The sequence below is a fragment of the Pseudomonas sp. TAE6080 genome (assembly GCF_018732265.1).
Classification (GTDB): Bacteria; Pseudomonadota; Gammaproteobacteria; order Pseudomonadales; family Pseudomonadaceae; genus Aquipseudomonas; species Aquipseudomonas brenneri.
This window is the reverse complement of record NZ_JAHIDY010000003.1, coordinates 202,427-227,859: the sequence shown is the minus strand read 5'-3', so window position 1 is coordinate 227,859 and position 25,433 is coordinate 202,427. Positions and strand designations below refer to the sequence as shown.

The 25,433-nt window shown below is 60.5% G+C and carries 26 protein-coding genes; 15 read left to right on the top strand and 11 right to left on the bottom strand.

Annotated elements, in window-relative coordinates; genetic code table 11:
• Positions 1-219 precede the first annotated feature (219 nt).
• The 3 genes from pqqA to KL786_RS04625 all read left to right on the top strand — a co-directional run bounded on the left by pqqA (position 220) and on the right by KL786_RS04625 (position 2,921).
• Positions 220-291, top strand: coding sequence for a pyrroloquinoline quinone precursor peptide PqqA (gene pqqA / locus KL786_RS04635; protein WP_003243383.1), 72 nt, complete (start codon positions 220-222; stop codon positions 289-291).
• A 103-nt stretch (positions 292-394) separates the two neighbouring features.
• Positions 395-1,558, top strand: a complete 1,164-nt coding sequence (gene ercA, locus KL786_RS04630) for an alcohol dehydrogenase-like regulatory protein ErcA (RefSeq protein WP_215516907.1) — start codon at positions 395-397, stop codon at positions 1,556-1,558.
• The gene (locus tag KL786_RS04625; RefSeq protein ID WP_215516906.1) at positions 1,542-2,921 is read left to right on the top strand and encodes an ATP-binding response regulator; all 1,380 of its coding nucleotides are present in this window, start codon (positions 1,542-1,544) and stop codon (positions 2,919-2,921) included. Before ercA ends, KL786_RS04625 begins: the two co-directional genes overlap by 17 nt.
• Positions 2,922-3,032: 111 nt before the next feature.
• On the opposite strand, the gene KL786_RS04620 is transcribed toward KL786_RS04625, so the two are convergent.
• Entirely contained in the window at positions 3,033-3,929 is an 897-nt protein-coding gene (locus KL786_RS04620) for a helix-turn-helix domain-containing protein (protein WP_215516905.1), read from the bottom strand.
• A 138-nt stretch (positions 3,930-4,067) separates the two neighbouring features.
• On the opposite strand from KL786_RS04620, the gene KL786_RS04615 reads away from it, so the two are divergent.
• The 11 genes from KL786_RS04615 (at position 4,068) to KL786_RS04565 (ending at position 16,195) form a co-directional block, all read left to right on the top strand.
• Positions 4,068-5,426: a glutamine synthetase family protein gene (locus tag KL786_RS04615; protein WP_215516904.1), complete on the top strand. Its 1,359-nt coding sequence runs from the start codon at positions 4,068-4,070 to the stop codon at positions 5,424-5,426.
• A 31-nt stretch (positions 5,427-5,457) separates the two neighbouring features.
• Positions 5,458-6,546 carry a polyamine ABC transporter substrate-binding protein gene (locus KL786_RS04610; protein ID WP_215516903.1) on the top strand — a complete coding sequence of 363 codons (1,089 nt, stop codon included), beginning with the start codon at positions 5,458-5,460 and terminating at the stop codon, positions 6,544-6,546.
• The gene (locus tag KL786_RS04605) at positions 6,543-7,838 is read left to right on the top strand and encodes an NAD(P)/FAD-dependent oxidoreductase (protein WP_215516902.1); all 1,296 of its coding nucleotides are present in this window, start codon (positions 6,543-6,545) and stop codon (positions 7,836-7,838) included. Before KL786_RS04610 ends, KL786_RS04605 begins: the two co-directional genes overlap by 4 nt.
• Before the next feature lie 96 nt (positions 7,839-7,934).
• On the top strand, positions 7,935-9,290 hold the full coding sequence (locus tag KL786_RS04600) for an MATE family efflux transporter (protein WP_215516901.1): 1,356 nt from the start codon (positions 7,935-7,937) through the stop codon (positions 9,288-9,290).
• 82 nt (positions 9,291-9,372) lie between these two features.
• Positions 9,373-9,873, top strand: coding sequence for a sigma-70 family RNA polymerase sigma factor (locus KL786_RS04595; RefSeq protein ID WP_215516900.1), 501 nt, complete (start codon positions 9,373-9,375; stop codon positions 9,871-9,873).
• 32 nt (positions 9,874-9,905) lie between these two features.
• The gene (locus KL786_RS04590; RefSeq protein ID WP_215516917.1) at positions 9,906-10,874 is read left to right on the top strand and encodes a FecR family protein; all 969 of its coding nucleotides are present in this window, start codon (positions 9,906-9,908) and stop codon (positions 10,872-10,874) included.
• A 96-nt stretch (positions 10,875-10,970) separates the two neighbouring features.
• A complete protein-coding gene (locus tag KL786_RS04585; protein ID WP_215516899.1) occupies positions 10,971-13,376 on the top strand; it encodes a TonB-dependent siderophore receptor in 2,406 nt (801 codons plus the stop codon).
• A 323-nt stretch (positions 13,377-13,699) separates the two neighbouring features.
• Positions 13,700-14,518 carry a hypothetical protein gene (locus tag KL786_RS04580; RefSeq protein WP_252193593.1) on the top strand — a complete coding sequence of 273 codons (819 nt, stop codon included), beginning with the start codon at positions 13,700-13,702 and terminating at the stop codon, positions 14,516-14,518.
• Between the two features lie 235 nt (positions 14,519-14,753).
• Positions 14,754-15,074 carry a hypothetical protein gene (locus tag KL786_RS04575; RefSeq protein ID WP_215516918.1) on the top strand — a complete coding sequence of 107 codons (321 nt, stop codon included), beginning with the start codon at positions 14,754-14,756 and terminating at the stop codon, positions 15,072-15,074.
• 169 nt (positions 15,075-15,243) lie between these two features.
• Positions 15,244-15,591, top strand: coding sequence for a hypothetical protein (locus KL786_RS04570; protein ID WP_215516898.1), 348 nt, complete (start codon positions 15,244-15,246; stop codon positions 15,589-15,591).
• Positions 15,581-16,195 (top strand): type III secretion effector protein, encoded by a 615-nt coding sequence (locus tag KL786_RS04565; RefSeq protein WP_215516897.1) that lies wholly within the window; start codon positions 15,581-15,583, stop codon positions 16,193-16,195. Before KL786_RS04570 ends, KL786_RS04565 begins: the two co-directional genes overlap by 11 nt.
• Positions 16,196-16,207: 12 nt before the next feature.
• Here the strand turns inward: KL786_RS04565 and KL786_RS04560 are convergent, their stop codons facing one another.
• Positions 16,208-17,359, bottom strand: a complete 1,152-nt coding sequence (locus tag KL786_RS04560; protein WP_215516896.1) for an MFS transporter — start codon at positions 17,357-17,359, stop codon at positions 16,208-16,210.
• 436 nt (positions 17,360-17,795) lie between these two features.
• On the opposite strand from KL786_RS04560, the gene KL786_RS04555 reads away from it, so the two are divergent.
• Positions 17,796-18,794, top strand: coding sequence for a diaminopimelate epimerase (locus KL786_RS04555; protein ID WP_215516895.1), 999 nt, complete (start codon positions 17,796-17,798; stop codon positions 18,792-18,794).
• On the opposite strand, the gene codA is transcribed toward KL786_RS04555, so the two are convergent.
• The 9 genes from codA to KL786_RS04510 form a co-directional block, all read right to left on the bottom strand.
• The gene (gene codA / locus KL786_RS04550) at positions 18,789-20,024 is read right to left on the bottom strand and encodes a cytosine deaminase (protein WP_215516894.1); all 1,236 of its coding nucleotides are present in this window, start codon (positions 20,022-20,024) and stop codon (positions 18,789-18,791) included. The two genes, KL786_RS04555 and codA, sit on opposite strands and share 6 nt — an antisense overlap.
• Before the next feature lie 28 nt (positions 20,025-20,052).
• Positions 20,053-21,258 carry a PucR family transcriptional regulator gene (locus KL786_RS04545; RefSeq protein WP_215516893.1) on the bottom strand — a complete coding sequence of 402 codons (1,206 nt, stop codon included), beginning with the start codon at positions 21,256-21,258 and terminating at the stop codon, positions 20,053-20,055.
• On the bottom strand, positions 21,255-22,523 hold the full coding sequence (gene codB / locus KL786_RS04540; RefSeq protein WP_215516892.1) for a cytosine permease: 1,269 nt from the start codon (positions 22,521-22,523) through the stop codon (positions 21,255-21,257). The genes KL786_RS04545 and codB overlap by 4 nt, the downstream gene beginning before the upstream one ends.
• Before the next feature lie 205 nt (positions 22,524-22,728).
• Entirely contained in the window at positions 22,729-23,352 is a 624-nt protein-coding gene (locus KL786_RS04535) for an NUDIX hydrolase (protein WP_032857471.1), read from the bottom strand.
• Positions 23,353-23,371: 19 nt separating this feature from the next.
• A complete protein-coding gene (gene queD, locus KL786_RS04530; RefSeq protein WP_003190259.1) occupies positions 23,372-23,728 on the bottom strand; it encodes a 6-carboxytetrahydropterin synthase QueD in 357 nt (118 codons plus the stop codon).
• A gap of 141 nt (positions 23,729-23,869) precedes the next feature.
• A complete protein-coding gene (locus KL786_RS04525) occupies positions 23,870-24,265 on the bottom strand; it encodes a hypothetical protein (RefSeq protein WP_215516891.1) in 396 nt (131 codons plus the stop codon).
• Positions 24,255-24,497 carry a hypothetical protein gene (locus tag KL786_RS04520; RefSeq protein ID WP_215516890.1) on the bottom strand — a complete coding sequence of 81 codons (243 nt, stop codon included), beginning with the start codon at positions 24,495-24,497 and terminating at the stop codon, positions 24,255-24,257. Before KL786_RS04520 ends, KL786_RS04525 begins: the two co-directional genes overlap by 11 nt.
• 73 nt (positions 24,498-24,570) lie before the next feature.
• Entirely contained in the window at positions 24,571-24,783 is a 213-nt protein-coding gene (locus tag KL786_RS04515; protein ID WP_215516889.1) for a helix-turn-helix domain-containing protein, read from the bottom strand.
• Between the two features lie 3 nt (positions 24,784-24,786).
• Complete coding sequence (locus KL786_RS04510) at positions 24,787-25,368, bottom strand: hypothetical protein (protein WP_215516888.1); 582 nt, start codon at positions 25,366-25,368, stop codon at positions 24,787-24,789.
• Positions 25,369-25,433 lie beyond the last annotated feature (65 nt).

Genomic DNA, 25,433 nt, shown 5'->3' with positions numbered 1-25,433 from the left:
GAGCTGTCGAGCTTTAGCGAGGCTGCGATGGCGGCGGCACAGGCAGCGAAGATGTGCTATCGCAGCCTCGCCAGGGCTCGACAGCTCCCACATTTTGATGGGTGTACACCCGCGACCATTGCAGGTTGCCGGCTCGTTCGAAAGTAGCATTCGCCTGTCAGCCCAGCCATGCATTAATGCCTTCACCGGACTCTCCCGGCATAACAAGAGGATTGCCCCATGTGGACCAAACCGGCCTACACCGACCTGCGTATCGGCTTTGAAGTGACCATGTATTTCGCCAACCGCTGAAAATTCAGCGGGGATGCGGGCCACCCATTGGTCTGATTGCATTCGCCAGCGGATGCGTTAGTGTGGCCCGTATCTTCCAAAAACAATAAAAACAGGCTTACCAATGAGCCAAAGTCTCAGCCAACTGCGTAAATTCGTCTCCCCGGAAATCATCTTCGGTGCCGGCTCCCGGCACAATGTCGGCAATTACGCCAAGACCTTTGGTGCGCGCAAGGTCCTGGTGGTCAGCGACCCTGGCGTGGTCGCCGCCGGTTGGGTCGCGGATGTCGAGGCCAGCCTGCAAGCCCTGGGTATCGACTACTGCCTGTACACCGCCGTATCGCCCAACCCGCGTGTCGAAGAAGTGATGCAGGGCGCCGAGGTCTACCGCGAAAACCATTGCGACGTGATCGTCGCGGTCGGTGGTGGCAGCCCGATGGATTGCGGCAAGGCCATCGGCATTGTGGTTGCCCACGGGCGCAGCATTCTTGAGTTCGAAGGGGTGGACACCATTCGCGTGCCCAGCCCGCCGCTGATCCTGATCCCGACCACCGCCGGCACCTCGGCCGATGTCTCGCAGTTCGTGATTATTTCCAACCAACAAGAACGCATGAAGTTCTCCATCGTCAGCAAGGCGGTGGTGCCGGATGTATCGCTGATCGACCCGGAAACCACGGCCAGCATGGACCCGTTCCTGTCGGCCTGTACCGGCATCGACGCGTTGGTGCATGCCATCGAGGCCTTTGTGTCCACCGGTCACGGGCCACTGACCGACCCCCATGCGCTGGAGGCCATGCGCCTGATCAACGGCAACCTGGTGCAGATGATTGCCAACCCCGGCGATATCGCCTTGCGCGAGAAAATCATGCTAGGCAGCATGCAGGCCGGCCTGGCATTTTCCAATGCGATTCTCGGCGCGGTACATGCCATGTCCCACAGCCTCGGCGGTTTTCTCGACCTGCCCCATGGCTTGTGCAATGCGGTGCTGGTCGAGCACGTGGTGGCGTTCAACTACAATTCGGCGCCTGAGCGCTTCAAGGTGATTGCCGAGACCTTCGGCATCGACTGTCGAGGCCTCAATCACCGGCAGATCTGCGGGCGGCTGGTGGAGCATCTGATTGCGCTCAAGCACGCGATTGGTTTCCATGAAACCCTCGGTCTGCACGGGGTGCGGGTGGCGGATATCCCGTTCCTGTCGCAACACGCCATGCATGATCCGTGCATCCTGACCAACCCCCGGGAGTCGAGTCAGCGTGACGTCGAGGTCGTCTATGGCGAAGCTCTCTGACGATCAGCAACGGGCGTTGGCCGGGCTGCTGGGGCTGGGCGACCACTCGGCGCGCAAGAGCCATTATCCGGAGCTGACAGCGCGGCTGGATGAGCTGGAGGCCGAGCGCAAACGCTATATCCGTCTCAACGACGAACTGGAGCAACGGGTCGCCGCGCGCACCGATGAATTGCTCGACGCCAACCGCAACCTGCAGCAGCAGATCGCCCGGCGCGAGCGCATCGAGCAGGACCTGCGCGACGCCCGCGACGCGGCGCAGGCCGCCAACCGCAGCAAGGACAAATACCTGGCCGCCGCCAGCCATGACCTGCTGCAACCGCTCAATGCCGCGCGCCTGTTGATTTCGACCCTGCGCGAACGGGACTTGCCGAGTGTGGAAAAGGTCCTGGTGGAGCGCACGCATCAGGCCCTGGAAGGCGCCGAGGATCTGCTGGCGGACCTGCTGGATATTTCCCGCCTCGATCAGGCTGCGGTAAAACCAGATTTCGCCCTGTATCGCCTCGACGAACTGCTGGCGCCGCTGGTCTCGGAGTTTGAGTCGGTGGCCGCAGCGGCGGGCCTGAATTTGCGCGTGCATATGGGACGTTATGCACTGCGCACCGACCTGCGCTTGCTCACGCGTATCCTGCGTAACTTTCTCAGCAATGCCTGCCGTTATACCGACGCTGGGTGCATCCTGTTGGGCGCGCGACGACGGGGTGATCACTTGCGCCTGGAAGTGTGGGACACCGGCCGTGGGATTGCCGCCGACAGCCTGGAGTCGATTTTCCTGGAGTTCAACCAACTGGATGTGGGCCGTGCGGCAGATCGCAAGGGCGTCGGGCTGGGGCTGGCGATTGTCGAGCGCATCGCGAAGATCCTCGGTTGCCAGGTGCTGGTGCGTTCGTGGCCGGGGCGCGGATCGATGTTCAGCATCGAGGTGCCGCTGTCGGCTGAAATGCCGTTGCCTATTGGCCAGGCAGCGCCCCAGGCCGGCACCGGCAACCCCCTGCCCGGGAGACGGTTGTTGGTGCTGGATAACGAAGTCAGCATCCTGGAAAGCATGAGCGCGTTGCTGGGGCAGTGGGGCTGCGAGGTGGTGACTGCGACGGATCAGGCGGGTGCTTTGAAGGCGTTGCAGGGCCGGGCACCGGAGCTGATCCTGGCGGACTACCATCTTGACCATGGCGTGGTTGGCTGCGAGGTGGTCAGGCAGTTGCGCGCGCATTTTGCGTTGAAGATTCCCGCCGTGATCATCACTGCCGACCGCACCGACCAGTGCCGACGCTCGTTGCAGCGCCTGGAAGCGCCGTTGCTCAACAAACCGGTCAAGCCGGGCAAGCTGCGGGCGGTCTTGAGCCAACTGCTGGGCGCCACTTTCTAAATGTAGGCGCTGGCTTGCCCGCGAACATCATTAACGATAACGCAGCACTAAAAAGCAACCCGAGGCGCCTGTGGGATTTTTGTCGGAACACCGCTCACAGTAGATTGCATTTCAGCAGTGGCGTTTGCGGGTTTCGCTGGGCAGTTCCTTGAATAACGCACGGTAGCTGTTGGAAAACCGTCCCAAATGCCAGAACGACCAGTTCATCGCGACCTCGGCCACGGTGGTCTGGGCTGCGCTCAACAACTCGCGCCGCGCACCGTTCAACCGGCGCAGGCGCAACCACTGCGCCGGGCTCATCCCGGTGTAGGTCTTGAAGCCTTGCTGCAGCTGGCGCAGCGGTACACCGGCAATCTGCGCCAGTTGCAGCAGGTTGACGGTCTCGTCTGGCACATCCGCTGCCCACTCGCCGATACGCGCCATCAGGCTGCGTTCTGCGTTGCGCCGGCGTAGCGAACCCTGGTCCAGACACACGCAGGCGTTGTCGAGGATGAACAGGCAGTCGTCCAGCAGTTGCCGGGTGAGGGTGTCGCGGCTGATCGGGTCGATCACGCTGGACAAGCGCGTCAGGGTGCCACTGAGCCAGCGGCTGAACAGGGCGTTTTGTTGGCAGGTCAATGGCGCCATGAACAAGCCTTCGAGCTTTGCCACGTCCAGGCCATGGCGTTGCACGAACTGCGGGCCGAACACCACCGCCACTTCACGGTAGTTTTCCGGGGTGATCCAGGTGTTGCGGCTTTCGCCATTGAGCAGGTAGAGCGCGTTATCACTGCCGTCGAAACAGAACGCCAGGGAGCCTTTAGGCGCGTTGAAATTCTGCTCGATCCGCGTGTTCATCCGCTCTTCGTACACTTCCACGCCTTGCAGGTCGAGGTAGCGGACCTGCCCGGCAAAATGCCCTGGGGACATCTGCTGGTACTGCTGCACCCAGCCGGGTGTCGCACTGCATTGAGCGGCCACATCACCGGTGGTGAAGGCCTGTACGCGCAAAGCTGTTGCCTGTGTCATGGGTGATCCGTGCGCACTCTATTGGTGCGTTGTGGTTCGTGCAAAGTGGATAGATGCCGTTTGAAGGCTGGCCCAAGATAGACCTCAATGCACCGGGAGTACAAGCCGGCGCAGCACCCAACCCATGCCGAGGTCTTTATGAATGCCCCTTTCGATCAGCTGTCTGCCTGGCTGAAAGAACACAAGATTACCGAAGTCGAATGCGTGATCAGCGACCTGACGGGCATCGCCCGCGGCAAGATTGCGCCCACCAACAAGTTCCTGCATGAGCGCGGCATGCGCCTGCCGGAAAGTGTGTTGCTGCAAACGGTAACCGGGGACTTTGTCGACGACGACATCTATTACGACCTGCTGGACCCGGCCGATATCGACATGATCTGTCGCCCGGTGGCCAACGCCACCTATGTGGTGCCGTGGGCCATCGAGCCCACCGCCATCGTGATCCACGACACCTTCGACAAGCAGGGCAACCCCATTGAGCTGTCGCCGCGCAATGTGCTGAAAAAAGTCCTGCAGCTCTACACCGAGCAGGGCTGGCAGCCGATTGTTGCGCCGGAAATGGAGTTCTACCTGACCCAGCGCTGCGAAGACCCGGACCTGCCGCTGAAAACCCCAGTGGGTCGTTCCGGTCGCGCCGAGACCGGGCGCCAGTCGTTCTCCATAGACGCGGCCAACGAGTTCGACCCGCTGTTCGAAGATGTCTACGACTGGTGTGAAGCCCAGGGCCTGGACCTCGACACGCTGATCCACGAAGACGGTCCGGCGCAGATGGAAATCAACTTCCGTCACGGCGACGCTCTGGACCTGGCCGACCAGATCACCGTATTCAAGCGCACCCTGCGCGAAGCCGCGCTCAAGCACAATGTGGCCGCGACCTTCATGGCCAAGCCTGTGGCCGACGAGCCGGGCAGCGCCATGCACTTGCACCAGAGCGTGGTGGATATTGCCACGGGCAAGCCGGTGTTTGTCGATGCTGACGGGCAGATGAGCCAGCTGTTCCTGCATCACATTGGCGGTTTGCAGAAATACATTCCGATGTTGCTGCCGATGTTCGCACCCAACGTCAACTCGTTCCGCCGCTTTTTGCCGGACACCTCGGCCCCGGTCAACGTGGAGTGGGGCGAAGAAAACCGCACTGTCGGCCTGCGGGTGCCGACCTCCAGCCCCGATGCCATGCGCGTGGAAAACCGCCTGCCGGGAGCCGATGCCAACCCGTACCTGGCCATCGCCGCCAGCCTGTTGTGCGGCTACCTGGGGATGATCGAGAAGATCGAGCCGAGTGCTCCGGTGGAAGGCCGCGCCTATGAACGCCGCAACCTGCGCCTGCCGATCACCATCGAAGATGCGCTGGCAAGAATGGAGGCCTGCGACACGGTCAAGCAGTACCTGGGGGACAAGTTTGTGCGTGGCTATGTCGCGGTGAAACGCGCCGAGCACGAGAACTTCAAGCGTGTGATCAGCTCCTGGGAGCGTGAGTTCCTGTTGCTGAGCGTCTGACTCCACCATCAACCATAAAAAAGGTGTCGATATGCGTCTCGTCAAACAGCTTCTCCCACTGGCCCTGGCTGCGGTATTCAGCAGCGCCAGCCACGCCGCACCGACGGTCAGTGTCTACAACTGGACCGATTACATCGGCGAGACCACCCTGACCGATTTCCAGGCCAAGACCGGGATCAAGGTGGTCTACGACGTGTTCGACTCCAACGAAACCCTGGAGGGTAAATTACTGGCGGGGCGTACCGGGTATGACGTGGTGGTACCGTCCAATCACTTCCTGGCGCGCCAGGTCAAGGCCGGTGCCTTCTTGAAGCTGGACCGCGCGCAGTTGCCCAATTACCAGAACCTGGACCCCAAACTGCTGAAATTGCTGGAGCAGAACGACCCGGGCAATGCGCATTCGGTGCCGTACCTGTGGGGCACCAATGGCATCGGCTACAACGTCGATAAGGTCAAGCAAGTGCTGGGGGTGGACCACATTGATTCGTGGGCGGTGATGTTCGAGCCCGAGAACCTGAAGAAGCTGCAGCAATGTGGCGTGGCATTCCTGGACTCGGCGGACGAGGCGTTCCCGGCGATCCTCAACTATATGGGCATGGACCCGCGCAGCGAGAAGGTCGGCGATTACGAAAAGGCCGAAGCCAAGTTGCTGACCCTGCGCCCGTACATCACCTATTTCCACTCCTCCAAATACATCTCGGACCTGGCCAACGGCGATATCTGCGTGGCCTTCGGTTATTCCGGCGACGTGTTCCAGGCCGCCAACCGCGCCAAGGAAGCCAAGAACGGCGTGAACATCGCCTATTCGATTCCCAAGGAGGGCAGCAACCTGTGGTTCGACTTACTGGCGATCCCTGCGGACGCCACCAACCCCAAGCAAGCCCACGCGTTTATCAACTACCTGCTGGACCCTGAGGTGATTGCCAAGGTCAGCACCTACGTCGGCTACGCCAACCCCAACCTGGCGGCAAAGGCCTTCATGGAGCCGGAACTGGTGAACAATCCTGAGGTGTACCCACCCCAGGATGTGCTCGACAAACTGTATATTTCCACCACCCCCAGCCCGGCCATCATGCGTGTGATGACCCGTGCCTGGAGCAAAGTGAAGTCCAACCGATGAATCAGTCCCAAGACCACGCCCGTTCCTACTACCTGGCGTCGGCCAATGCCATGGTGCAACGCCCAACATTGTCCGAGGACCTGAGTGCCGATGTGTGTGTGATCGGCGGCGGGTTTACCGGGGTCAACACGGCCATCGAACTGGCCCAGCGCGGCCTTTCGGTGATCCTGCTGGAAGCCCGGCGTATTGGCTGGGGCGCCAGCGGGCGCAATGGTGGGCAGTTGATCCGGGGGATCGGCCATGATGTCTCAGGGTTTGCCCGGCATGTGGGCGAGGAGGGCGTGCGTTACCTGCAACGGGCCGGGATCGAGTCCGTGGCGTTGGTGGGGGAGCGCATTCGCGAGCACGCCATCGACTGTGACCTGCGCTGGGGTTTTTGTGAATTGGCCAATACGCCGGCGCAATTTGCCGCGTTCAAGGGCGAGCAGGATAGCCTGGCCGCCTTGGGTTATGTGCCTGAAACCCGACTGATAGCGGCGCAGGATATGGCGCAGGTGGTTGGTTCGCAGGTGTACGCCGGGGGCTTGGTGGACATGGGCTCGGGCCACTTGCATCCGCTGAACCTGGTCCTGGGCGAAGCCCGCGTGGCCGAGGCCCTTGGCGTGCGGATCTTCGAGCACACTCCGGTGCTGGAATTGATCCATGGCGAGACCGTGCAGGTGCGCTCTGCCAGCGGCACCGTACGGGCCGCTAGCCTGGTCTTGGCGTGCAATGCGCATTTGGAAGAACTTGAGCCGCGCTTGAGTGGCAAAGTGTTGCCTGCTGGCAGCTACATCATCGCCACCGAGCCGTTATCCGATGAGATGGCCAACCAGTTGATCCCGCAAAACCTGGCATTGTGCGACCAGAAAGTCGGCCTGGATTACTACCGGCTTTCGGCAGACCGGCGGCTGCTGTTCGGTGGCGCCTGCCATTACTCGGGGCGTGACCCGGTGGACATCGCCGCTTATATGCGGCCGAAGATGCTCAAGGTCTTCCCGCAGTTGGCCGACACCACCATCGCGTTCCAATGGGGCGGCAAGATTGGTATTACTGCCAATCGTTTCCCCCAGGTCGGCCGGTTACAGCAGTACCCCAACGTGTTCTACGCCCAAGGCTATTCGGGACACGGGTTGAACGTCACCCACTGGTGCGCGCGTTTGCTGGCCGAAGCTATTCACGCAGGCGTCAGCCCGGGCCTGGATACCTTCAGCCGGGTGCCACATATGACCTTCCCCGGTGGCAAGGCATTGCGCTCGCCATTACTGGCACTGGGCATGTTGTGGTACAGGCTTCGGGAAATGCTGGGTTAGAGGGTGTTCGCGGGGGCGTGATTTAAAACACAGCAAGATCGGATCCAATACGCTATAACCCCTCGGTCGCTGTGTACTCCAAAGGCCCCGTTTTTCATGCAAAGTCCTGTGCAACGCCCGCTGTGGCAGGTCTACCTGTTCTTTCTTGCGCCGATGGTGCTGTCCAACTTCCTCCAGAGCTTTTCCGGCACTCTCAATGGCATCTATGTCGGGCAGATGCTTGGCACCCAGGCGCTGGCGGCGGTGTCGGGGATGTTTCCCATTGTGTTCTTTTTCATCGCGTTGGTGATTGGCCTGGGGGCGGGCGCTTCGGTGCTGATTGGCCAGGCTTGGGGGGCGCGGGAGACCGCGCTGGTCAAGGTCATCACCGGTGCAACGCTGACCCTGGGCGCATTGATCGGGGTGATTGCGGCCGTGCTCGGCAGCCTGTTTGCGCGTGGGGCCATGCAAGCGCTGGGCACGCCGCTGGATGTGCTGGACGAAGCCGTCGGCTATGCCCAGGTGATGATGCTGATCATGCCGCTGCTGCTGGTGTTCATTCTCTATACCCAACTGCTGCGGGGTGTGAGCGATACGATTTCGCCGTTATTGGCGTTGATGGTCTCGACGGTGGTCGGCCTGTTACTGACCCCGGCGCTGATCCGCGGGTGGCTGGGGTTGCCGCCCATGGGCATCCAGAGTGCGGCCTATGCAGGGTTGGTGGCCAACGCCGTGGCGATGCTGTTTCTGGTGCTGCGCCTGCGCCATAAAAAGCATGTGATGGCGCCGGATCGCGCGTTGCTGGCAGCCTTGCGCCTGGACCGGGCGGTCCTCGGCAAGGTCCTGCGCATCGGCCTGCCCACGGGGTTGCAGATGGTGGTGCTGTCCCTGTCGGAGCTGGTCATCCTGGCGCTGGTCAATAGCCACGGCTCCCAGGCGACGGCGGCGTACGGTGCGGTGACGCAGATCGTCAACTACGTACAGTTCCCGGCGCTGTCGATTGCCATCACCGCCTCGATCCTCGGCGCCCAGGCCATTGGCGCCGGACGCCTGGAACGCATCGGCCCGATCCTGCGCACCGGGCTTGCCATCAACCTGTGCCTGACGGGTGGCCTGATCCTGCTCGGCTACGCTTTGTCCCACTGGCTACTAGGACTGTTCATCACCGATGACCAGGCGCGGGTCCAGGCCGAACACCTGCTGCACATCATGCTCTGGAGCATTCTGGTGTTTGGCTTCCAGGCGGTGATTGGCGGCATCATGCGCGCCAGTGGCGTGGTGCTGATGCCGGTGGCGATCTCGATCTTCTGCGTGCTGGGCGTGGAGTTGCCGGTGGCGTATCTGCTCAATGCGCGCTTTGGCCTGGAAGGGGTGTGGATGGCGTTTCCGGTGACCTACCTGGTGATGCTCGGGTTGCAGACCGCGTATTACCGGTTGGTGTGGCGGCATAAGCAGATCAAGCGGTTGGTCTAGAGACTGGATTGGCGACGGGAAGCAATTGCTCCACTTAATAGGAAGCATTACTATTCACGCCCCGCCTACCCAGTGCATCCCGATGACTCCCCAGCCGCCCCGCAGACCAGGCTTTTTCGCGTACTACGAAGAGTTGGTCGGGACGTGGACGCGGCGCCTGCGCAATCGACAGCAGGCCGAGGACCTGGCCCACGATACGTTTGTGCGGGTCCTGGAGTCCAAGTCGGCGCTGGTCGAACAGCCGCGTGCCTATTTGCACCAGACGGCGCGCAATATTGCGGTGGATGCCTATCGTCGCGAAGATCGTCGCGGGGCAATGGAGCTGCAAGCCTTTGATCAGAGTACGTCGCCTAATGGCGACCCGGAGCATTTCATGCACGCGTTCCAGCTCGCAGACTCCATCGAGCGAGCCCTGGCGGAGTTGCCCCTCAATTGCCGCAAGATCTTCATCTGGCAAAAGATCGAGGGCCTGACCCAGCAGGAAATCGCCGAGCGCCTGGGGCTTTCTAAAAACATGGTGGAAAAGTATATGATCCGCACCCTGCGGCATCTGCGTGACCGCCTGGACGCGCTGGCACCATGACTAATGCCCGCTTTGAAACAGGATCTTCCATGATGGATACCCGTGAGTGTGCCTGTGGCAGCGTAACGGTGCGTGACGAGGCGGCGCAGTGGTTCGTGCGTTTGCAGGACAGCCCGGTGAGTGTCGAAGACCAGCGTCTTTTCGATGACTGGTGCAGGGAACATCCTGAACACCAGTATGAATTCGAGGTACTGCAAGGGCTGTGGAACGCCACCGATCTGCTGCCCAAGGGCCGTTTGCAGGCGCTGTGTGATGAGCCGGCCGTACACAAGCGGCGCTCGGTCGTGCGATATGCCATGGCGGCCAGTGTATTGGCGGTGGCCGTTGGCCTTGGGCTGTTCAGCGGCCTGGATCATCCGGCGGCCTATGACGCTCAATTCAGCACCGTATTGGGGGAACGTCGCCAGGTGGCGCTGCCTGATGGTTCGCTGATGGATCTGAACAGCCGCAGTGTGGTGGTGGTGCATTACGAAAAGGGACGGCGCGGTATCGAGCTCAAGCAGGGCGAAGCGATGTTCAGCGTCGAACATGACACCAGTCGGCCGTTTGTGGTGCAGGCCGGTGCCGGGCAGGTGACGGTCACCGGGACTCGCTTTGACGTGCGTCGAGATGACGACCAGACCCGGGTGGTAGTCGAGTCGGGGACGGTCAAGGTGCAAGGGCATGCGGCGCAGCCGGTGGTCACACTGACGGCCGGCCTGGGTACCGCAGTCGATAGCCAGGGCGCGGTGGCGGCGGCCTATGCGGTCAACCCGCAGGAACTGACGGCCTGGCGTACCGGCAAGCTGATATTCAACAACGCCAGCCTCGGCGAAGTGGCCCGGGAAGTCTCGCGTTACCGTGAAAAACCGCTGCGGGTCAGTGCGTCAGCCAGTGAATTGCGCCTGACCAGCGTGTTCAAGGCCAACGACACCGATGCCTTGCTCAAGGCCTTGCCGCACATTCTGCCGGTGGCCTTGCGCACGCTGCCTGACGGTAGTCAGGAAATAATTTCGCGCTAGGTTCAGGTTTTTTTCGAGTTCTTCGTCTTCTTGTCCAACTGCAACTGGTTTGCATTAACAGCCGCGCTCTCTTGGCATCACCGGACTAGGTACGACGTGAAAAAACTCGCTGCGAACAACAATAAAACCTCCCGCTGGGCCCCCCTGGCCCTGGCCTTGGCGGTTAGTGCCGCAATGCCAGCGGCTTTTGCTGACGATGCCATTCATATCAAGGCCCAGTCCCTTGGTGCGGCTTTGAGCCAACTGGGTCAGCAAACCGCGCTGCAAGTGTTTTTCAGCCCGCAGATGGTGGCCGGCAAACAAGCCCCGGCCGTCGATGGCAACCTGTCGCCGGAACAGGCCCTGCGCCAGTTGTTGCAAGGCAGTGGCCTGGACTATCAGATCGACTCGGGTTCAGTGACCCTGCATCCTCAGGCCAATGGTACCGGTGAAGCCGGTTCCCCCCTGGAGCTCGGTGCGACCGATATCAAGGTGGTGGGCGACTGGCTGGGCGATGCCAATGCCGAAGTGGTGCAGAACCACCCTGGCGCACGAACCGTGATCCGTCGCGAAGCCATGGTGGAGCAGGGCGCGATGAACGTCGGTGATGTGCTGCGCCGGGTGCCCGGTGTGCAGGTGCAGGAGTCCAACGGTACCGGCGGCAGCGATATTTCCCTCAACGTCGGAGTACGTGGCCTGACGTCGCGCTTGTCACCGCGCTCCACGGTATTGATTGACGGTGTTCCCGCTGCCTTCGCGCCCTACGGTCAGCCACAGTTGTCGATGGCGCCGATCTCAGCCGGCAACCTGGAGAGTATCGACGTGGTACGTGGCGCCGGCTCCGTGCGTTATGGACCGCAGAACGTCGGTGGGGTGATCAACTTCGTGACCCGGGCGATTCCCGAGACTTTTTCCGGTGAAGTCGGCACCACCCTGCAAACCTCGTCCCACGGGGGTTGGAAACATGTCGACAATGCCTTTATCGGTGGCACCGCGGACAATGGCATTGGCATGGCGTTGCTGTATTCCGGGGTCAATGGCAACGGGTACCGCGACAGCAACAGCGGCAACGATATCGACGATGTGATCCTCAAGACCCACTGGGCGCCGACCGATCAAGATGATTTCACCCTCAATTTCCACTACTACGACGCCAGCGCCGACATGCCCGGCGGCCTGACCCAGAAGCAGTTCGACGCCAATCCTTATCAATCGGTGCGCGATTGGGACAACTTCAGCGGACGGCGCAAGGATGTCTCGTTCAAGTACATCCGCCAGATCGACGACCGTACCCAGGCCGAAGTGCTGACGTACTATTCCGACAGCTTTCGCGGCAGCAACATCGCCAGTCGTGACCAAGTGACCCTCGGTTCCTTTCCACGCACCTACTACACGTTTGGCATCGAGCCACGGGTGTCCCATGTGTTTGACCTGGGTCCGACCAGCCAGGAAGTCAGCGTCGGCTACCGCTACCTGAAAGAGGGGATGCACGAACAGGCCAGCAACCTGCGACTGGTCAACAACGTGCCCACCCCGGTCGGCCAGAATGACGGCCATGTCTATCAGGACCGTACCGGTGGCACCGAGGCCAATGCGTTCTACATTGACGACAAGATCGACGTCGGCAAGTGGACGATCACGCCAGGCATCCGCTTTGAGAGCATCCGCACCGAATGGCATGACCGGCCGGTGGTGGGCTTGAACGGCACCCGTACCCAGGAGAAACGTCGCGAGGTCAAGAACAACGAACCGTTGCCGGCCCTGAGCGTGATGTACCACGTCTCCGATGCCTGGAAACTGTTTGCCAACTACGAAACGTCCTTCGGCAGCCTGCAATATTTCCAGTTGGGCCAGGGCGGTAACGGCGACCAGACGGCCAATGGCCTGGAACCGGAAAAGGCCAAGACCTACGAGATCGGCACCCGCTACAACGATGATGTCTGGGGTGGCGAAGTGACGTTGTTCTATATCGACTTCTCCGACGAGTTGCAGTACGTCAGCAATGACGTGGGTTGGACCAACCTGGGCGCCACCAAGCACACCGGTATCGAAACCTCGGCCCACTACGATCTGTCCAACCTCGACCCGCGCCTGGAGGGGTTGACCGCCAACGCCGGCTTCACCTACACCAAGGCGACCGCCGAAGGTGACGTGGCGTTCAAGGGCCGTGACCTGCCGTTGTATTCCCGGCAAGTGGCGACACTGGGGCTGCGTTATGCCGTCAACCACTGGACCCATAACCTTGACGCGTATGCTCAGTCCGGCCAACGGGCACCCGGTACCACCAGCACCTATATCACGCAGCCGACCGCTGACGGGCAATACGGTGATATCCCGGGGTATGTTTCCGTCAACGTGCGCAGTGGCTATGACTTTGGCGCCCAACTGTCGAACCTGAAGTTGGGCGTGGGGGTCAAAAACCTGTTCGACCAGCAGCACTACACCCGTTCCAGCGATAACAACTCCGGGATTTACCTGGGCGAGCCGCGCACGTTCTTTGTACAGGCGAGCGTGGGTTTCTGACGGGGATCGTCGCCTGTCCTGAGGGGGATCGGGGCGGCGGCGCTTTGTCTTTTGATGAGGGCATTGATGCTGACACGCGTCAATGCGCTTTTCCTCCTGGTGTTGCTCTTGCCTCTTACGATCCTTCTGTCGATGTTGAAGGGTTGTTCTGGTACCCGTCCTACCTTTTTTAAGCGATTTTCATCGCTTTCAGGAACCGAACTCCACAGGCCTGCCACAGACACAATTAGCCCACTGTGCACGGGCATCCCGCGATCAGCTTATCGCCGGGGTGCTTTGGACGGTGAGGTACATCGTGTCAACAAGCCGCACTGGAGAACATTATGTCGGTACCTGCGTTCAATCAGCCTATCGTCAACCTACCTAATGACGCCACGCGTCACGGGGCCGAAGCAAAGGCCAGCACCACGGGCGCTGCAGCGCCGGCCACCGGACCAGCCTCCAAGGGGCCTAGTTTCGGCGGGCCAGAGACTAAGTTGGGGCCTGTGTTTGCTGGTGTGCAGAGCGATGCAACTCGGGGGGGCAGGCCTCCGCACCATGGGAGCCCGCCGCCAAGGCCTTTTCCCCAGCAGCCTGATCCGATCTATTCAAAACGCAGCCATGATCAGTTGGCCCAGCAACTGCTGGACAACTTCAAGGCATTCAACGATCCGAAAAACCCGTCGTATATTACGCCACAAGGTTTGAAAACCAAGGCTGAAAGCCCTCTGACAGGCTACCCGAACAAGGATCAGGACACCCGGCTGGCGAGGGAAATCATGAAACGTCCGGACCTTCTCAAAGCGCTTGACCGCGACGGTCGTACGGGTGGGCTGGATGCTCAGCTTACCCGGCAAAACATCTATGACGTCATACGCTCCGACAACCCGTTGAAGTTCAAGGACGACGAACAACTCGCCAAGGACATGCTTAAGAACTTCAATCAGTTGAAAGGAAGCTTCTGGGACAAAGATATCAAGTTCGCCGATCTCGATGCCAAGGCCCAGCGCCCGCTGACGGGTAACTCTTACAGGGATCAACTCACCCAACTGGCAAGGGAGGTCTCCAACCGCTCCAACCTGCTGCAACAAATGGACAATACTGCTGGCCCCGACTATGACGGCAGGATCAGCAAGCAAGCGTTGAAGAAGCTGTCCCGTTAGACCGCTGGCATTGCACCGGGAGTACAGAGCCGGGAAGTGCCGCAAGTCTTTCGCGGTGTTTCCCGGTTCGCCCCGGATTCCCAATTTCTAGATGACAGGGCCGGCTGATACTGCCCGCATCCGCTCATCGCCTGCCACTCCAATGATCAGGAACTGTTTTCAGTGGGTTGCCACATAACGTGTATCTGGCGGCCTTTATGACGCCGCCGGTTTTACTCAAAGAGAGGGTGTTGACATGACTTCAACGTCGTTTGGAACTCAAACTCCCGGCCTGCCGCAATCCCTTCTTGTGCCACCTATCGGCGTCCAGAGTCAGGATGTGCCTGGCAAGGACGGTGCCGAAGTTCAGCAATTCAAGAATTTTTCCGGTCAATACACATTCAAGGCCCCGGCGGCGGACGACTTTGCCAAGGGCATGCTGCCCTACCGACTCCCCGTTGCTCCAGGCGCCACAATGGAGGCTGGCGCAGGTGTCACAACGGGGCTGATCAGCGCTATAAAAGCCTTGCTGGGGGGGGCCAGGTCGGGAACGTTGTCGTCCCGAGAGCCTGACTGAATCTGCGCCCAGGCCCTGCTCGTTGTTTACATGCAGTCATCGAAAATGATCGGCTACCCCGGAACCATTGCGGGTGGTAGGCCACATACTTTGCGCTTGTTGGAAGCCACTCTTGCAGTGACGGTGGTGGCCGGTCTGAGTATGGATCTAGTAAAGGTGGAAATGAAACATGGCAATTGACGGTGGGGTACCTCTGCTGCGGCCCGATATCACGAGCCGCCATGATGCGATACCGGATGACGCACAACAGAAAGCTCATGCTGTTTCAAGCGAGAACACGCCGCGTGGGTGGCAGGTTGACAATCAACCTTTGCCCAGCACGATTCGATCTTCAGGCTTCCGGCGCCCCTTGCGATGGGCCACGGCTGACGAGATCACGCAGCATCATCAGGAGCTGAAAAACACGCCACCGGCGCGTGCAACACATGTGAACCCCTATACCCAACTGCCGGATAGCCAGCTAGTGAAGGCGCTGGGTGATCATTTTTCCGCGCTGGAAAACTTTCATGAAAAATGAAGGATTGAAACTGTCGTCGCTGCAGCGAATCGCCAGTGAAAAAATGACTGATACACCGGCGCTCAATAACGCCATCCTGCTGGCCAGAGCCCTTGTCCTGCGCCCACGGTTGATCGACGCAATCCTCGATGAGAAGGGTTTTATAACGCGGCAAAGTCTGTCGAGGGCCGTAGAGGGCGTATTTGGCAACAGCGACCCGAATGCCTTCAGCTCGGACCCCTTTCACGCCAAGACCAATGTCGAGCTGGTGCAGGCGTTCAGGGCGGCATTTGATGAACTGCGTGACAGGTCCAGGGACCGCACAAGCTTTTTTGAGAGCGTCGGCTATGTGCAGATCGAGAGGCTTGTCTCAATCAGCAGGGACCCGGACGAAATGGACAAGGAGGGCGTGGTTATTCGAGACCCCGCCACGGGGTTGCCGAAAAAGATGTACAGCGAGCAACTGGTGTACATGTCAAAAAACCTGGTGGACCGTCCCAGGTTATTGAACTCACTGGAGCGTATCCATTCTGGCTGGCGACGTATTTACGGCAGTCATTACCAGAAGGGATGGTTGAGCAACAAAGACCTTGACGGCTGGCTTGAAAACAACAAGAACCTGTAGTGCCCCGGGTCATCACACTCGCAGTATTTTCCCACTGATCGCTACGCCCAGCAGGAGCACGGCGATCAACACAAAGGCCACGCTCAAGCTGCTGCCGTGGGCGATAAAGCCGATCAGCGCGGGGCCTGCGAGAATACCCGCATAACCCAGTGTGGTAATGGCGGGCACCGCAATATGCTCCGGCATGACCTTTTGCTTGCCGACAGCGGTGTACAGCACCGGCACGATATTCGAGCAGCCGGCACCTACCAGTGCATAGCCCAGCAGTGCGGTTTCCCACGCGGGAAGCAGCGTGGCCAGCAGCATGCCGGCGGTGGCCAGCGCACCACCGATCACGATCACCCGGGTGGCACCCAGGCGACGAACAATGGCATCACCGGTCAGGCGTCCGATGGTCATGGTCAAGGCAAACGCCGCATAACCCAGGCCCGCATAGGCTTCATCGAGGCCGCGTTCGTCACTGAGGAACACGGCGCTCCAGTCGAGCACGGCACCTTCTGCCAGGAACACGATAAAACACAGGCAGCCGATAAACAGCACCACCCCGTGGGGGATGGCGAAGGCTGGGCCGCGGCTTTCACTGCCGTAGGGCAGCAAGTGCGGGGCTGCCTTGAGCAGTGCGGCCAGCGTAATCACGATGACCACCAGGGTGGCTGAAAGCGGTGAGAGCCCCAAACCCAGCAACGCGCTGACACCCGCCGCCCCGACAATCCCTCCCAGGCTGAACAGCCCGTGGAAGCCCGACATCATGGTTTTGCCACTGGCTCGTTCAACGATCACCGCCTGCAGGTTGACGGTGGAGTCCACCGTGCCAAGGCCTGCACCAAACAGAAACAATCCCGCCATCAGCAACGGAATCGAACTGACCGTGGCCAGCATTGGCAAGGCCACGCAAAGCAGGATCGTCCCGGCGCTGAGCACGCGTCGGCAGCCATAGCGTGACGCCAGCGCGCCGGCTACCGGCATGGCGATTATGGACCCCACGCCCAGGCACAACAGCAACAGGCCCAGCGTACCTTCGTTGAGTTGTGCGCGAGCCTTGGCATAGGGGACCAAGGGGGCCCAGGCAGCAATACCGAAGCCTGCAATAAAAAACGCGATCCGGGTCGACATTTGTTCCAGGCGTCCTGGAACCACAGGCGTAGGGGTGGGAATGGCAGTCATGAAAATCCTTGGTTTTGCGTTCAGCGAACGATGTCCGGCGCGACATCCTTGCACATCAGGCCTTATCGAGCGAGCCAGGTTCCCTTGGGCGCCATGAACTTTCTTTTTACAACACGGAACACTTTTGCCAATGACCGCCACATAGAGGCTATCGGACCTGCTTGAGGTGGCCTGGATGGTGCGTAATCCGTGTGAATGGCGTTGAACCCCGGGCTGTTTGCACAGGATTACCACCTTCCAGGCCACTTCTGCATGCGGGTCAGGTGGCTACCGGGACGTACCCTGACTTGCACGACCTCGGCACGAGTGACCCAGGTGTTTTTGCCATGGTCATGCTCAGCACTCCCGTAAGTGGTGTCCTACGCCGACATCCCCCACAATCGCCATGCGCTTTTCCCATTGCCGACAATCGGCGGATGTTGAGGTGGACCACACAATGACCTTGTTCTACGACGCTCGCGGCAATATCTACGGAGTGGTCAGCCCGGCCCTGTTACGTCGCCGGGGCATTGCCGTGCCCACTAGCGCCGCGCTGGCCGCCAGTACCCGCCAGGCGTGGGCGGCGTCGGCGATAGCGTCTGAATGTGGCTGGGGGACGTCGCCGCGGCCAGCCGAGGCCAAGGCCTATCGCTGCGATGGTTTGCTGGTCGGGCCGTTTCAGGCTGCGCCGCCGTATGACCTGCTGATCATCAATACCGATGGTTCCCTGGCCGAGCGCAGCGGCAATGGCTTGACGATCTTTGCCCAGGCCCTGACGGATGCGGGGTTGATGACCCAGGCCTGCGAACTGCTGGTACACCATGACAAACCTGATGCGCTATCGCCGGTGGCGACCTGGGTTGAGCTGGCGGTCCATGAGCAGGTTCCAGGGTTCTGGTTGGCGCTGGGGCAGCCGGCATTCGGGCCGCAGGCGGTGGGTGCGCAGGGGGTGGGGAGTGCCGAACCGGGCCCTGTGAGTGCGCTGGCCGCGATTAACTCGCAATGGGCGCGCAGTCAATTTGTGCGTATTGGCAACCCCCATTGTGTGACCTTGGTCGAGCAAGTATCGGACTTGCCGGACAATCGGCAAATGCACCAGCCTGAGCTGTTCGATGCGTTGAAAGCGATTGCCTTTGCCCCTCCAGCAGGTGATGGCCGGCCCTGTGCGGCCGGGGTCAACCTGCAATGGGTCGCGCGCGAGGCTGGCAACCGGCTGATCGCCCGGGTATTCGAGCGTGGCGAGGGGCCTACGGCGTCCTCCGGGACCAGTGCCAGCGCGGTTGCCTGTGCGGCATGGCGGGCTGGCTGGGTCGAGGCGGGAGAAGTTGCCGTGGTGATGCCGGGTGGCACGGCGCCGGTACGTCTGCAGGTTCAGGCGGATACGCTGCTGAGTGTCAGTCTGTTCGGGGCCGCGACGCACCAAGGCTTAGGGGTATATGGACTTGATTGTTTATAGAAACGTCACCTGCGCCGGTTGGCGCTTCATCAACACCTTGCCGTTGCGGATCGAATACAACGCCAGGCCCTGGCTGCGAATGACTTCGTAGTCGCTGTCTGCCGACAGGATCAACAGGTTGGCCGGCCGCCCGGGCTCCAGGCCGTAGCGATCGCCCAGGGCCATGGCTTTGGCGCTGTTGTCGGTGACCAGGTCCAGGGCCCTCTGCAGGTTGCTGTAGCCGAGCATATGGCAGATATGCAAACCGGCTTCGAGCACTCGCAGGATGTTGCCGTTGCCCAGTGGGTACCAGGGGTCGACGATGGAGTCCTGGCCGAAGCAGACGTTCATGCCGGCCTCCAGCAGTTCGTTGACCCGGGTCACGCCCCGGCGTTTGGGGAAGCTATCGAAACGGCCCTGCAAGTGAATGCTTTCGGTGGGGCAGGACACAAAGCTGATGCCGGAGTGTCCCAGCAGGCGAAACAGCTTGGCGCAGTAGGCATTGTCGTAGGAGCCCATGGCCGTGGTGTGGCTGGCGGTGACGCGGCTACCCATGTCACGGCTGCGTGCCTCTTCGGCCAGCACTTCGAGAAACCGCGAGTGGGGGTCGTCGGTTTCATCGCAATGCACGTCGACCAGGCAGCCCGTGCGTTCGGCCAGGTCCATGAGGAACTTGACCGAGCTGACCCCTTGGTCGCGGGTGTACTCGAAATGGGGAATGCCGCCCACCACATCGGCGCCGAGGCGAATGGCTTCCTCCATCAGCTCGCGGCCATTGCGGTAGGACTCGATGCCCTCCTGGGGAAATGCGACGATCTGCAGGTCGATCAGGTGGCTGCTCTCCTGGCGCACTTCGAGCATGGCCTTGAGCGCCGTCAAGTCGGGATCGGTGACGTCCACGTGGGTGCGCACATGCTGGATGCCATGGGCCGCCAGGGCCTGGATGGTCTGTTTGGCGCGGGTCTTGGTGTCTTCCTGGGTGATGCTGGCCTTGCGTTCGCCCCAGCATTCGATCCCTTCAAACAGCGTCCCGCTCATATTCCAGCGCGGCTCGCCGGCGGTGAGGGTGGCGTCGAGGTGGATATGGGGTTCGACGAAAGGCGGTACCACCAGGTTGCCAGCGGCGTCCAGGTCGTCCGGCCCCAGGGGCGGTACGGCCGTTTGTAGGGTAATGCTGGCGATCCGGCCATGTTCCAGGTGCAGATCATGCAGGCCTTCACGGTTGCGCAGGCGGGCGTTGATGATATGCATGGGCAAGTTCCTCTTGGGCAAAAAGCAATCAGGCAGACAGCCGCCAGATCATCAGCGCGACGCCGATGTCCAGACGGTCATTGGGATTGTCCAGCGATAGCCCGCACAGGGCCTCGATGCGCTGGACGCGGTGGGTCAGGGTATTGCGGTGGACCGCCAACCGCAGGGCCGCAGCCACAAGGTTACCATTGTCGAGGAACCAGGCTTGCAGGGTCGGCATCAGGCTGGGGCCGTGGCGTTGGTCATGGCGCAGCAGCGGCCCCAGGCGCTCATGGAGAAACTGGTCGAGTAGCCCGCGATCGCGCACCGCACTCAGTAGCTTGAGCACCCCGAGTTCATCGTAGACACAGACACCGGCATGTTCGCCAAAGCGCCGGGCGACCACCAGCGCCTGGCGAGCTTCGTCCAGGGCCTGGGCCAGGCCGGAGGCCGGGTGTTGGGCCGCGCTCAAGCCGACACTCAGCTTTAGCGGGGCCAGGCGCAGATTCAATGGTTTGAGCCAGTTCGCCAGGCGTTGCCGGTGGTCCTGATGGGTGGCCGCAAGCAGCAGGGTCCATTGTCCAGCCCTGCCGAGCACGGGCAGGCGCGAGGGATGCTCGGCGGCGAACTGGCGCAATCGACGGGTAATGCCATCGTGCTGGCGGGCCAACTGGGCCTCGGCATCCCCCGCCAGGTTTTGCGCAAATAACGCGTCGCCGCCGTCCAGTTGCAACTGCACGACTTGCCAGTGCCCGGTCAGTGGCATGCCCAGTTGGCTAGCGCGGTGCAGGAGCAGGTCGAGGGATTGATAGTCTCCGGCCAACAGGCGCTCCAGCACCTCATGCCGTGAACGTCCCAACTGCTCGGACTCAATCAGCGCGGAGCCGATGGCCTGGGTCACCAGGACCATTTTCAGTGAATAAGGTTGTTCGATCAGCGGCATCCCGGCGGCGTCGGCGGCTTCCAGCAATCCCGGGGCAATCCCCTGGATGTAATCCGGCCCGGTCAGGATCACCAGGCCAGCGACGCGCCGCGAGCAGGCTTCGTCCAGCAGGCGCAGGAGATTGGTCTCATCCCGTGGATGGTTGATGCCGGTGACGAACACCAGTTCACCCCCCAGCACCCACTCGGCAATGCCGTTGTTCTCGGCCACATAAGGCCAGCGCACGCCATTATCCAGGCCTGCGCTACCCGCGCGCAGGCTCATGGACTCCAGCCCCGGCAGGGCCAGCACATCCGCCACGGTCAGGCTCATGCCTGAACGTCAGCCAATGGCACGCGTATGCGCAGGACGGCCGTGAGCAGAATGTAAGTGGCGGCCGCAGCGACAATCCCGACCAGGGGCGCAACCCACGGCGAGCTGAATGCCAGCACCGTCCCGACGGCATAGGCAATCAGCCCCGGCCAATTGAACGCCGGCAAGCGCACGTCTGCCAACCGAGGATACTGGCCGCGATAGCGATAGAAGAAGTCGGCCATGATCACCCCGCCAATCGGTGGAATCACGGTGCCCAGCAAAATCAGGTAGGGCACCAGCATGTCGTACATGCCCAGCAAGGCCAGCAGGGTACCGATCACGGCGCCGGCCAGGGTCACGGTCTTGCGCCGTTTGGTACGCAGCAGGTTGCAGCCGGCGACGGCGAAGTTGTAGATGGTGTTGTCCTGGGTACTCCAGATATTGAGCAGCAACATGGCCATTGCGGCCATGGCGAAACCTTGCAGCAGCAACACTTCCACCACATCCGGCTGTTGATAGACGATGGCGCCGTAGGCACCGATCAGCACCATCAGGCCGTTGCCGATAAAAAAGCCGATCAGGCTGGCCAGTACCGCGACCTTGGCCGAGCGGGAAAACCGTGTCCAGTTGGTCGCCTGGGTGGCGCCACTGACAAAGGTGCCGAATACCAGGGTAATGGCCGTGGACAGATCCAGCGCGCCACTCGGCACGACCGCGAGCAAGCCTTCAAGCCCGCCGACTTTTACGGTGGCCACCCACATCGACAGCAACAGCAGCAGGCCCATGGCTGGGACGGCAATGTAAGAGAGGATTTCCAGGCCTCGATAACCCACGTAGGCCGTGGCGCAGAACACCAGTCCGAACAGCACCATCAGCGCCAGCACGCTGCCCTGGCTCAATTCGAAATATTTGCCCAGCACCACCGCCGCCGTGGCGGTGCCCCAGGCGTACCAGCCAATCTGGGTGAAGCCCAGGATCAGGTCGCTCAACTTGCTACCCACTTCACCGAAGCAGAAACGCCCCATCAACACTGAGTTCAAGCCGCTCTTGAAGGCGATGTAACCCAGGCCTGCGGCGTAGATACCCAACAGCAGGTTACCCAGGGCCACGACACCGAGCATCTGGGTAAAACTGAAGGCCACCCCCAGCTTGCCGCCGGCGAACATGGTCGCGGTAAAAAAGGTAAAGCCCAGCAACACCATGGCCGTGGAGCCAAGGCCCTTGCGTGCATGCATGGGCACTTCGCTGAGAGGGTAATCGTTGCCCGGTTCGTTCTGCGTCATGTGCCGTTCCCCTGTGAGTGACACAGGGTCTGTTGCAGCGCGCGTGCCAACTGCGTGGCAGTGATGGGTGCACGGTGGACGCTGTGCAGGTTGCACAGTATTCAGGGCTGGGCAGGCCCGGAAGGCGAAATTGCTTGTGGGTGTTGCCCTGCCGGGCACGAATGCGGTGCAGGGGTGATACAAATTGGATCACTGCGCCTGGGTGTCAGTCGAACAGGGTTTGGGTGATGTCCCCGCGGTGAAAGGCGAAGGCCGCTTCAAGATCACTCTCGATGGTGCGCCCGCGTGACAGGGGCGGCAGTTCGTCGAGGCGGAAGAAGCCGACGTCGGTGGTTTCAAAACCCGCCATGGGCGCGGCCTGGTCGGTGCGCTCGCAGAGAAAATACAACTTGTAGAAGTCCCGCACGTCGGGCCGGTACAGGCCCTTGGCTTTGTGGGTCACGCTGTACAGCGCCCGTGCGGTGACACTCAGTCCAGCCTCTTCGTGAAGCTCCTTGACGATGTTTTCGGCGGCCGACAACCCGATATCGGCATAGCCCCCCGGCAATGCCCAGCAGCCATCAGTCGCTTCGCGCACCAGCAGGATCCGATCGCCTTCAATCAGCGCGCCACGGACATCGATCATTGGTGTTGAATAACGTTGGGCGAAGTCCGAGACCAGTCCGGTAATGCGCTCCAGCGGCACGTGCCCCAACTGCGCGAGCATGTTGTGGGCAATCTGGGCGATCTCTTCCAGGCGTTCGCGCTCGAAGTCATCGGTGCAAAAGTGCAGCCCGGTGGAGGCCAATGCCTGCAGGCGCTTGGCCTGGGCCAGCCAGGTGGATTCCATGGTTCGGTCCCTCGGTTGGCTATTCGCCGCGATAAATGCAACCGCTGGTGCAGGTTTCATGAATACGGATGGCGCTCAGCTCTGGCAGCAACGGCTTCAACTCGTTCCAGATCCACTTGGCCAGCACTTCGCTGGTAGGGTTTTCCAGACCGGGGATGTCGTTGAGGTAGTTATGGTCGAGGCGCTCGTAGAGCGGCTTGAAAATCGCCTTGATCTCCGAAAAGTCACGGATCCAGCCGGTATGCGGATCGAGGTCGCCGCTCAGGTGGATGGCCACCTTGAACGAGTGACCGTGCAGGCGCCCGCATTTGTGGCCTTCGGGGACGTGAGGCAAGCGGTGGGCGGACTCGAATGTGAACTCTTTGAAAATTTCCACGGTATGACCTGTAAGGCAGGAGTTTCTAGGACGATGTGCGATTGTCAGTATCGGGTGGGCGCTTGATGGGCCCGGGCGAGCGACGTGGTGCGCATTCTAACCTGTTTTATCAAGTGATCTGGCGGTGTGTATAAAGTCCGGTTATTCCTGGGACCATACCGTTGTACTGACCTTGACCCCATCACCGCACGGCAGTGTGCGCTGCGACCCTCGGCGCCCCAGTTCTGCATACGCGCGTGCGCACTGCTCCTGCCCTTGGGCGGCGGCGTTATCAATGCTGATATTGCCGGTGGTTTCGGATACCAGATCGCCATTTTTCTCCACTCTGATCAATGGCCGTTCGGGCTGAATCGCAAAGCGGCTTTTCGTCGGCTCGGGGTTCAGTACCGGGGCGGCGGGGGCTGCTGGCAATTGATCCTCGGTGACGCCATATCGAGTGAGAAGCGATTGATTGGGCAGGTCTTGCGCGCTTGCATGGCCTAGCGCCAGAAGCAGCAACAAGCCAAGGCTACGGGATGTTTTGCTGTTAAAACCCATGATGAGTGTTTTCCATGGTTGACTCGGGTTGGGCTGGATTAAAGAACAACTTGTTGTTGTCGCAGCCACGTTTACGGCAAGGAGTTTCCAGCCAGGCAGAAGAACCGTAGCGGTTGCCAAACTGTGTGCCAGGTTCATAAACCTTGAACGAGGACGGGTTGAAACTGGTGTTGCTGCATCCGCCAGTCATCAGGACGATAGTGAAGAGGCCCAGGAACTTCATGGGTTTCATAGGAAAAGGTCCGCTTTAAGTTGGTCAGTGTTTTTACAAGGCTGCCCAAGAGCCAGGCAGTACAGTCCAGGGCCTAGGGCTCTTCAGGCTCGAATTCCAGCAAGTCGCCGGGCTGGCAATCCAGGGCGATACAGAGCTTGTTCAGGGTTTCGAGTTTAAAGCCTTTGATTTTTCCGTTTTTCAATAGCGACAGATTGGCTTCCGTAATCCCAATGGCTTCTGCAAGCTGGTTGGAGCGGACCTTTTTCTTCGCCATCATGACGTCCAAACGAATAATGATGGTCATGGTTTAGATGATGCTTTTGTTTTCATCGTTGATAACTTTTGATTCGGCCACTATGAGTGAGAATGCACAAAGGAAGATGCCTTGCAGTATTCCATAGATGGCTTGGGATGAAATACCAATGCCGATGCTGATGCTTCGCTCATTGGGTGGCATGTCGATAGCAAAGGCCAACCCTTGGAGCGTATGAATAATGGGGGCCAGCAGGGGGTTGATAATAAACAGTAACCCCATCCACCACAGCATCTTGATGTTTGACTCGGTCCAGATACGGCCCTTGGAAATACCCATGAAAAATAGTCCGGTGAGCACCAGTGCAACAATCGTCAGGCTGATGGGCAGCATTTCCAATGCCAGGGCCAGGCCCATGGCCAGCGAAGATGGCTGATAGCCGGGCGCCAGCAACAAAGGCATTTGTTCGCCGTAGGTCTTCATGTAGTCCGCCAGGGTGCTGGGATAGTCGAAGACCCAGAACAAAATGGGCACACCGAATTCGATCAATGCGACACACCATGCCAGCAGCGCGGCAAATGCCCCGATGAATCGCAATCGGGTGTTGGTGGAGACGGAATCGAGATGATTGTTCATGGACAGATCCATACGGGGTTGATGGAAGCATAATCCATGAATAATTATCTAATTACAATAATTTT

Bases quoted from the DNA above. Each gene is read 5' to 3' on its own strand.
- KL786_RS04615 (WP_215516904.1), top strand. From the start codon at position 4,068: ATGAATGCCCCTTTCGATCAGCTGTCTGCCTGGCTGAAAGAACACAAG.
- KL786_RS04610 (WP_215516903.1), top strand. From the start codon at position 5,458: ATGCGTCTCGTCAAACAGCTTCTCCCACTGGCCCTGGCTGCGGTATTC.
- KL786_RS04580 (WP_252193593.1), top strand. From the start codon at position 13,700: ATGTCGGTACCTGCGTTCAATCAGCCTATCGTCAACCTACCTAATGAC.
- codA (WP_215516894.1), bottom strand. From the start codon at position 20,024: ATGCATATCATCAACGCCCGCCTGCGCAACCGTGAAGGCCTGCATGAT.
- KL786_RS04520 (WP_215516890.1), bottom strand. From the start codon at position 24,497: ATGAAACCCATGAAGTTCCTGGGCCTCTTCACTATCGTCCTGATGACT.
- KL786_RS04515 (WP_215516889.1), bottom strand. From the start codon at position 24,783: ATGACCATCATTATTCGTTTGGACGTCATGATGGCGAAGAAAAAGGTC.
- KL786_RS04510 (WP_215516888.1), bottom strand. From the start codon at position 25,368: ATGAACAATCATCTCGATTCCGTCTCCACCAACACCCGATTGCGATTC.
- KL786_RS04605 (WP_215516902.1), top strand. From the start codon at position 6,543: ATGAATCAGTCCCAAGACCACGCCCGTTCCTACTACCTGGCGTCGGCC.
- KL786_RS04600 (WP_215516901.1), top strand. From the start codon at position 7,935: ATGCAAAGTCCTGTGCAACGCCCGCTGTGGCAGGTCTACCTGTTCTTT.
- KL786_RS04570 (WP_215516898.1), top strand. From the start codon at position 15,244: ATGGCAATTGACGGTGGGGTACCTCTGCTGCGGCCCGATATCACGAGC.
- KL786_RS04625 (WP_215516906.1), top strand. From the start codon at position 1,542: ATGGCGAAGCTCTCTGACGATCAGCAACGGGCGTTGGCCGGGCTGCTG.
- codB (WP_215516892.1), bottom strand. From the start codon at position 22,523: ATGACGCAGAACGAACCGGGCAACGATTACCCTCTCAGCGAAGTGCCC.
- KL786_RS04565 (WP_215516897.1), top strand. From the start codon at position 15,581: ATGAAAAATGAAGGATTGAAACTGTCGTCGCTGCAGCGAATCGCCAGT.
- KL786_RS04560 (WP_215516896.1), bottom strand. From the start codon at position 17,359: ATGACTGCCATTCCCACCCCTACGCCTGTGGTTCCAGGACGCCTGGAA.
- KL786_RS04535 (WP_032857471.1), bottom strand. From the start codon at position 23,352: ATGGAATCCACCTGGCTGGCCCAGGCCAAGCGCCTGCAGGCATTGGCC.
- KL786_RS04575 (WP_215516918.1), top strand. From the start codon at position 14,754: ATGACTTCAACGTCGTTTGGAACTCAAACTCCCGGCCTGCCGCAATCC.
- KL786_RS04555 (WP_215516895.1), top strand. From the start codon at position 17,796: ATGACCTTGTTCTACGACGCTCGCGGCAATATCTACGGAGTGGTCAGC.
- KL786_RS04545 (WP_215516893.1), bottom strand. From the start codon at position 21,258: ATGAGCCTGACCGTGGCGGATGTGCTGGCCCTGCCGGGGCTGGAGTCC.
- KL786_RS04525 (WP_215516891.1), bottom strand. From the start codon at position 24,265: ATGGGTTTTAACAGCAAAACATCCCGTAGCCTTGGCTTGTTGCTGCTT.
- ercA (WP_215516907.1), top strand. From the start codon at position 395: ATGAGCCAAAGTCTCAGCCAACTGCGTAAATTCGTCTCCCCGGAAATC.
- KL786_RS04620 (WP_215516905.1), bottom strand. From the start codon at position 3,929: ATGACACAGGCAACAGCTTTGCGCGTACAGGCCTTCACCACCGGTGAT.
- KL786_RS04590 (WP_215516917.1), top strand. From the start codon at position 9,906: ATGGATACCCGTGAGTGTGCCTGTGGCAGCGTAACGGTGCGTGACGAG.
- KL786_RS04595 (WP_215516900.1), top strand. From the start codon at position 9,373: ATGACTCCCCAGCCGCCCCGCAGACCAGGCTTTTTCGCGTACTACGAA.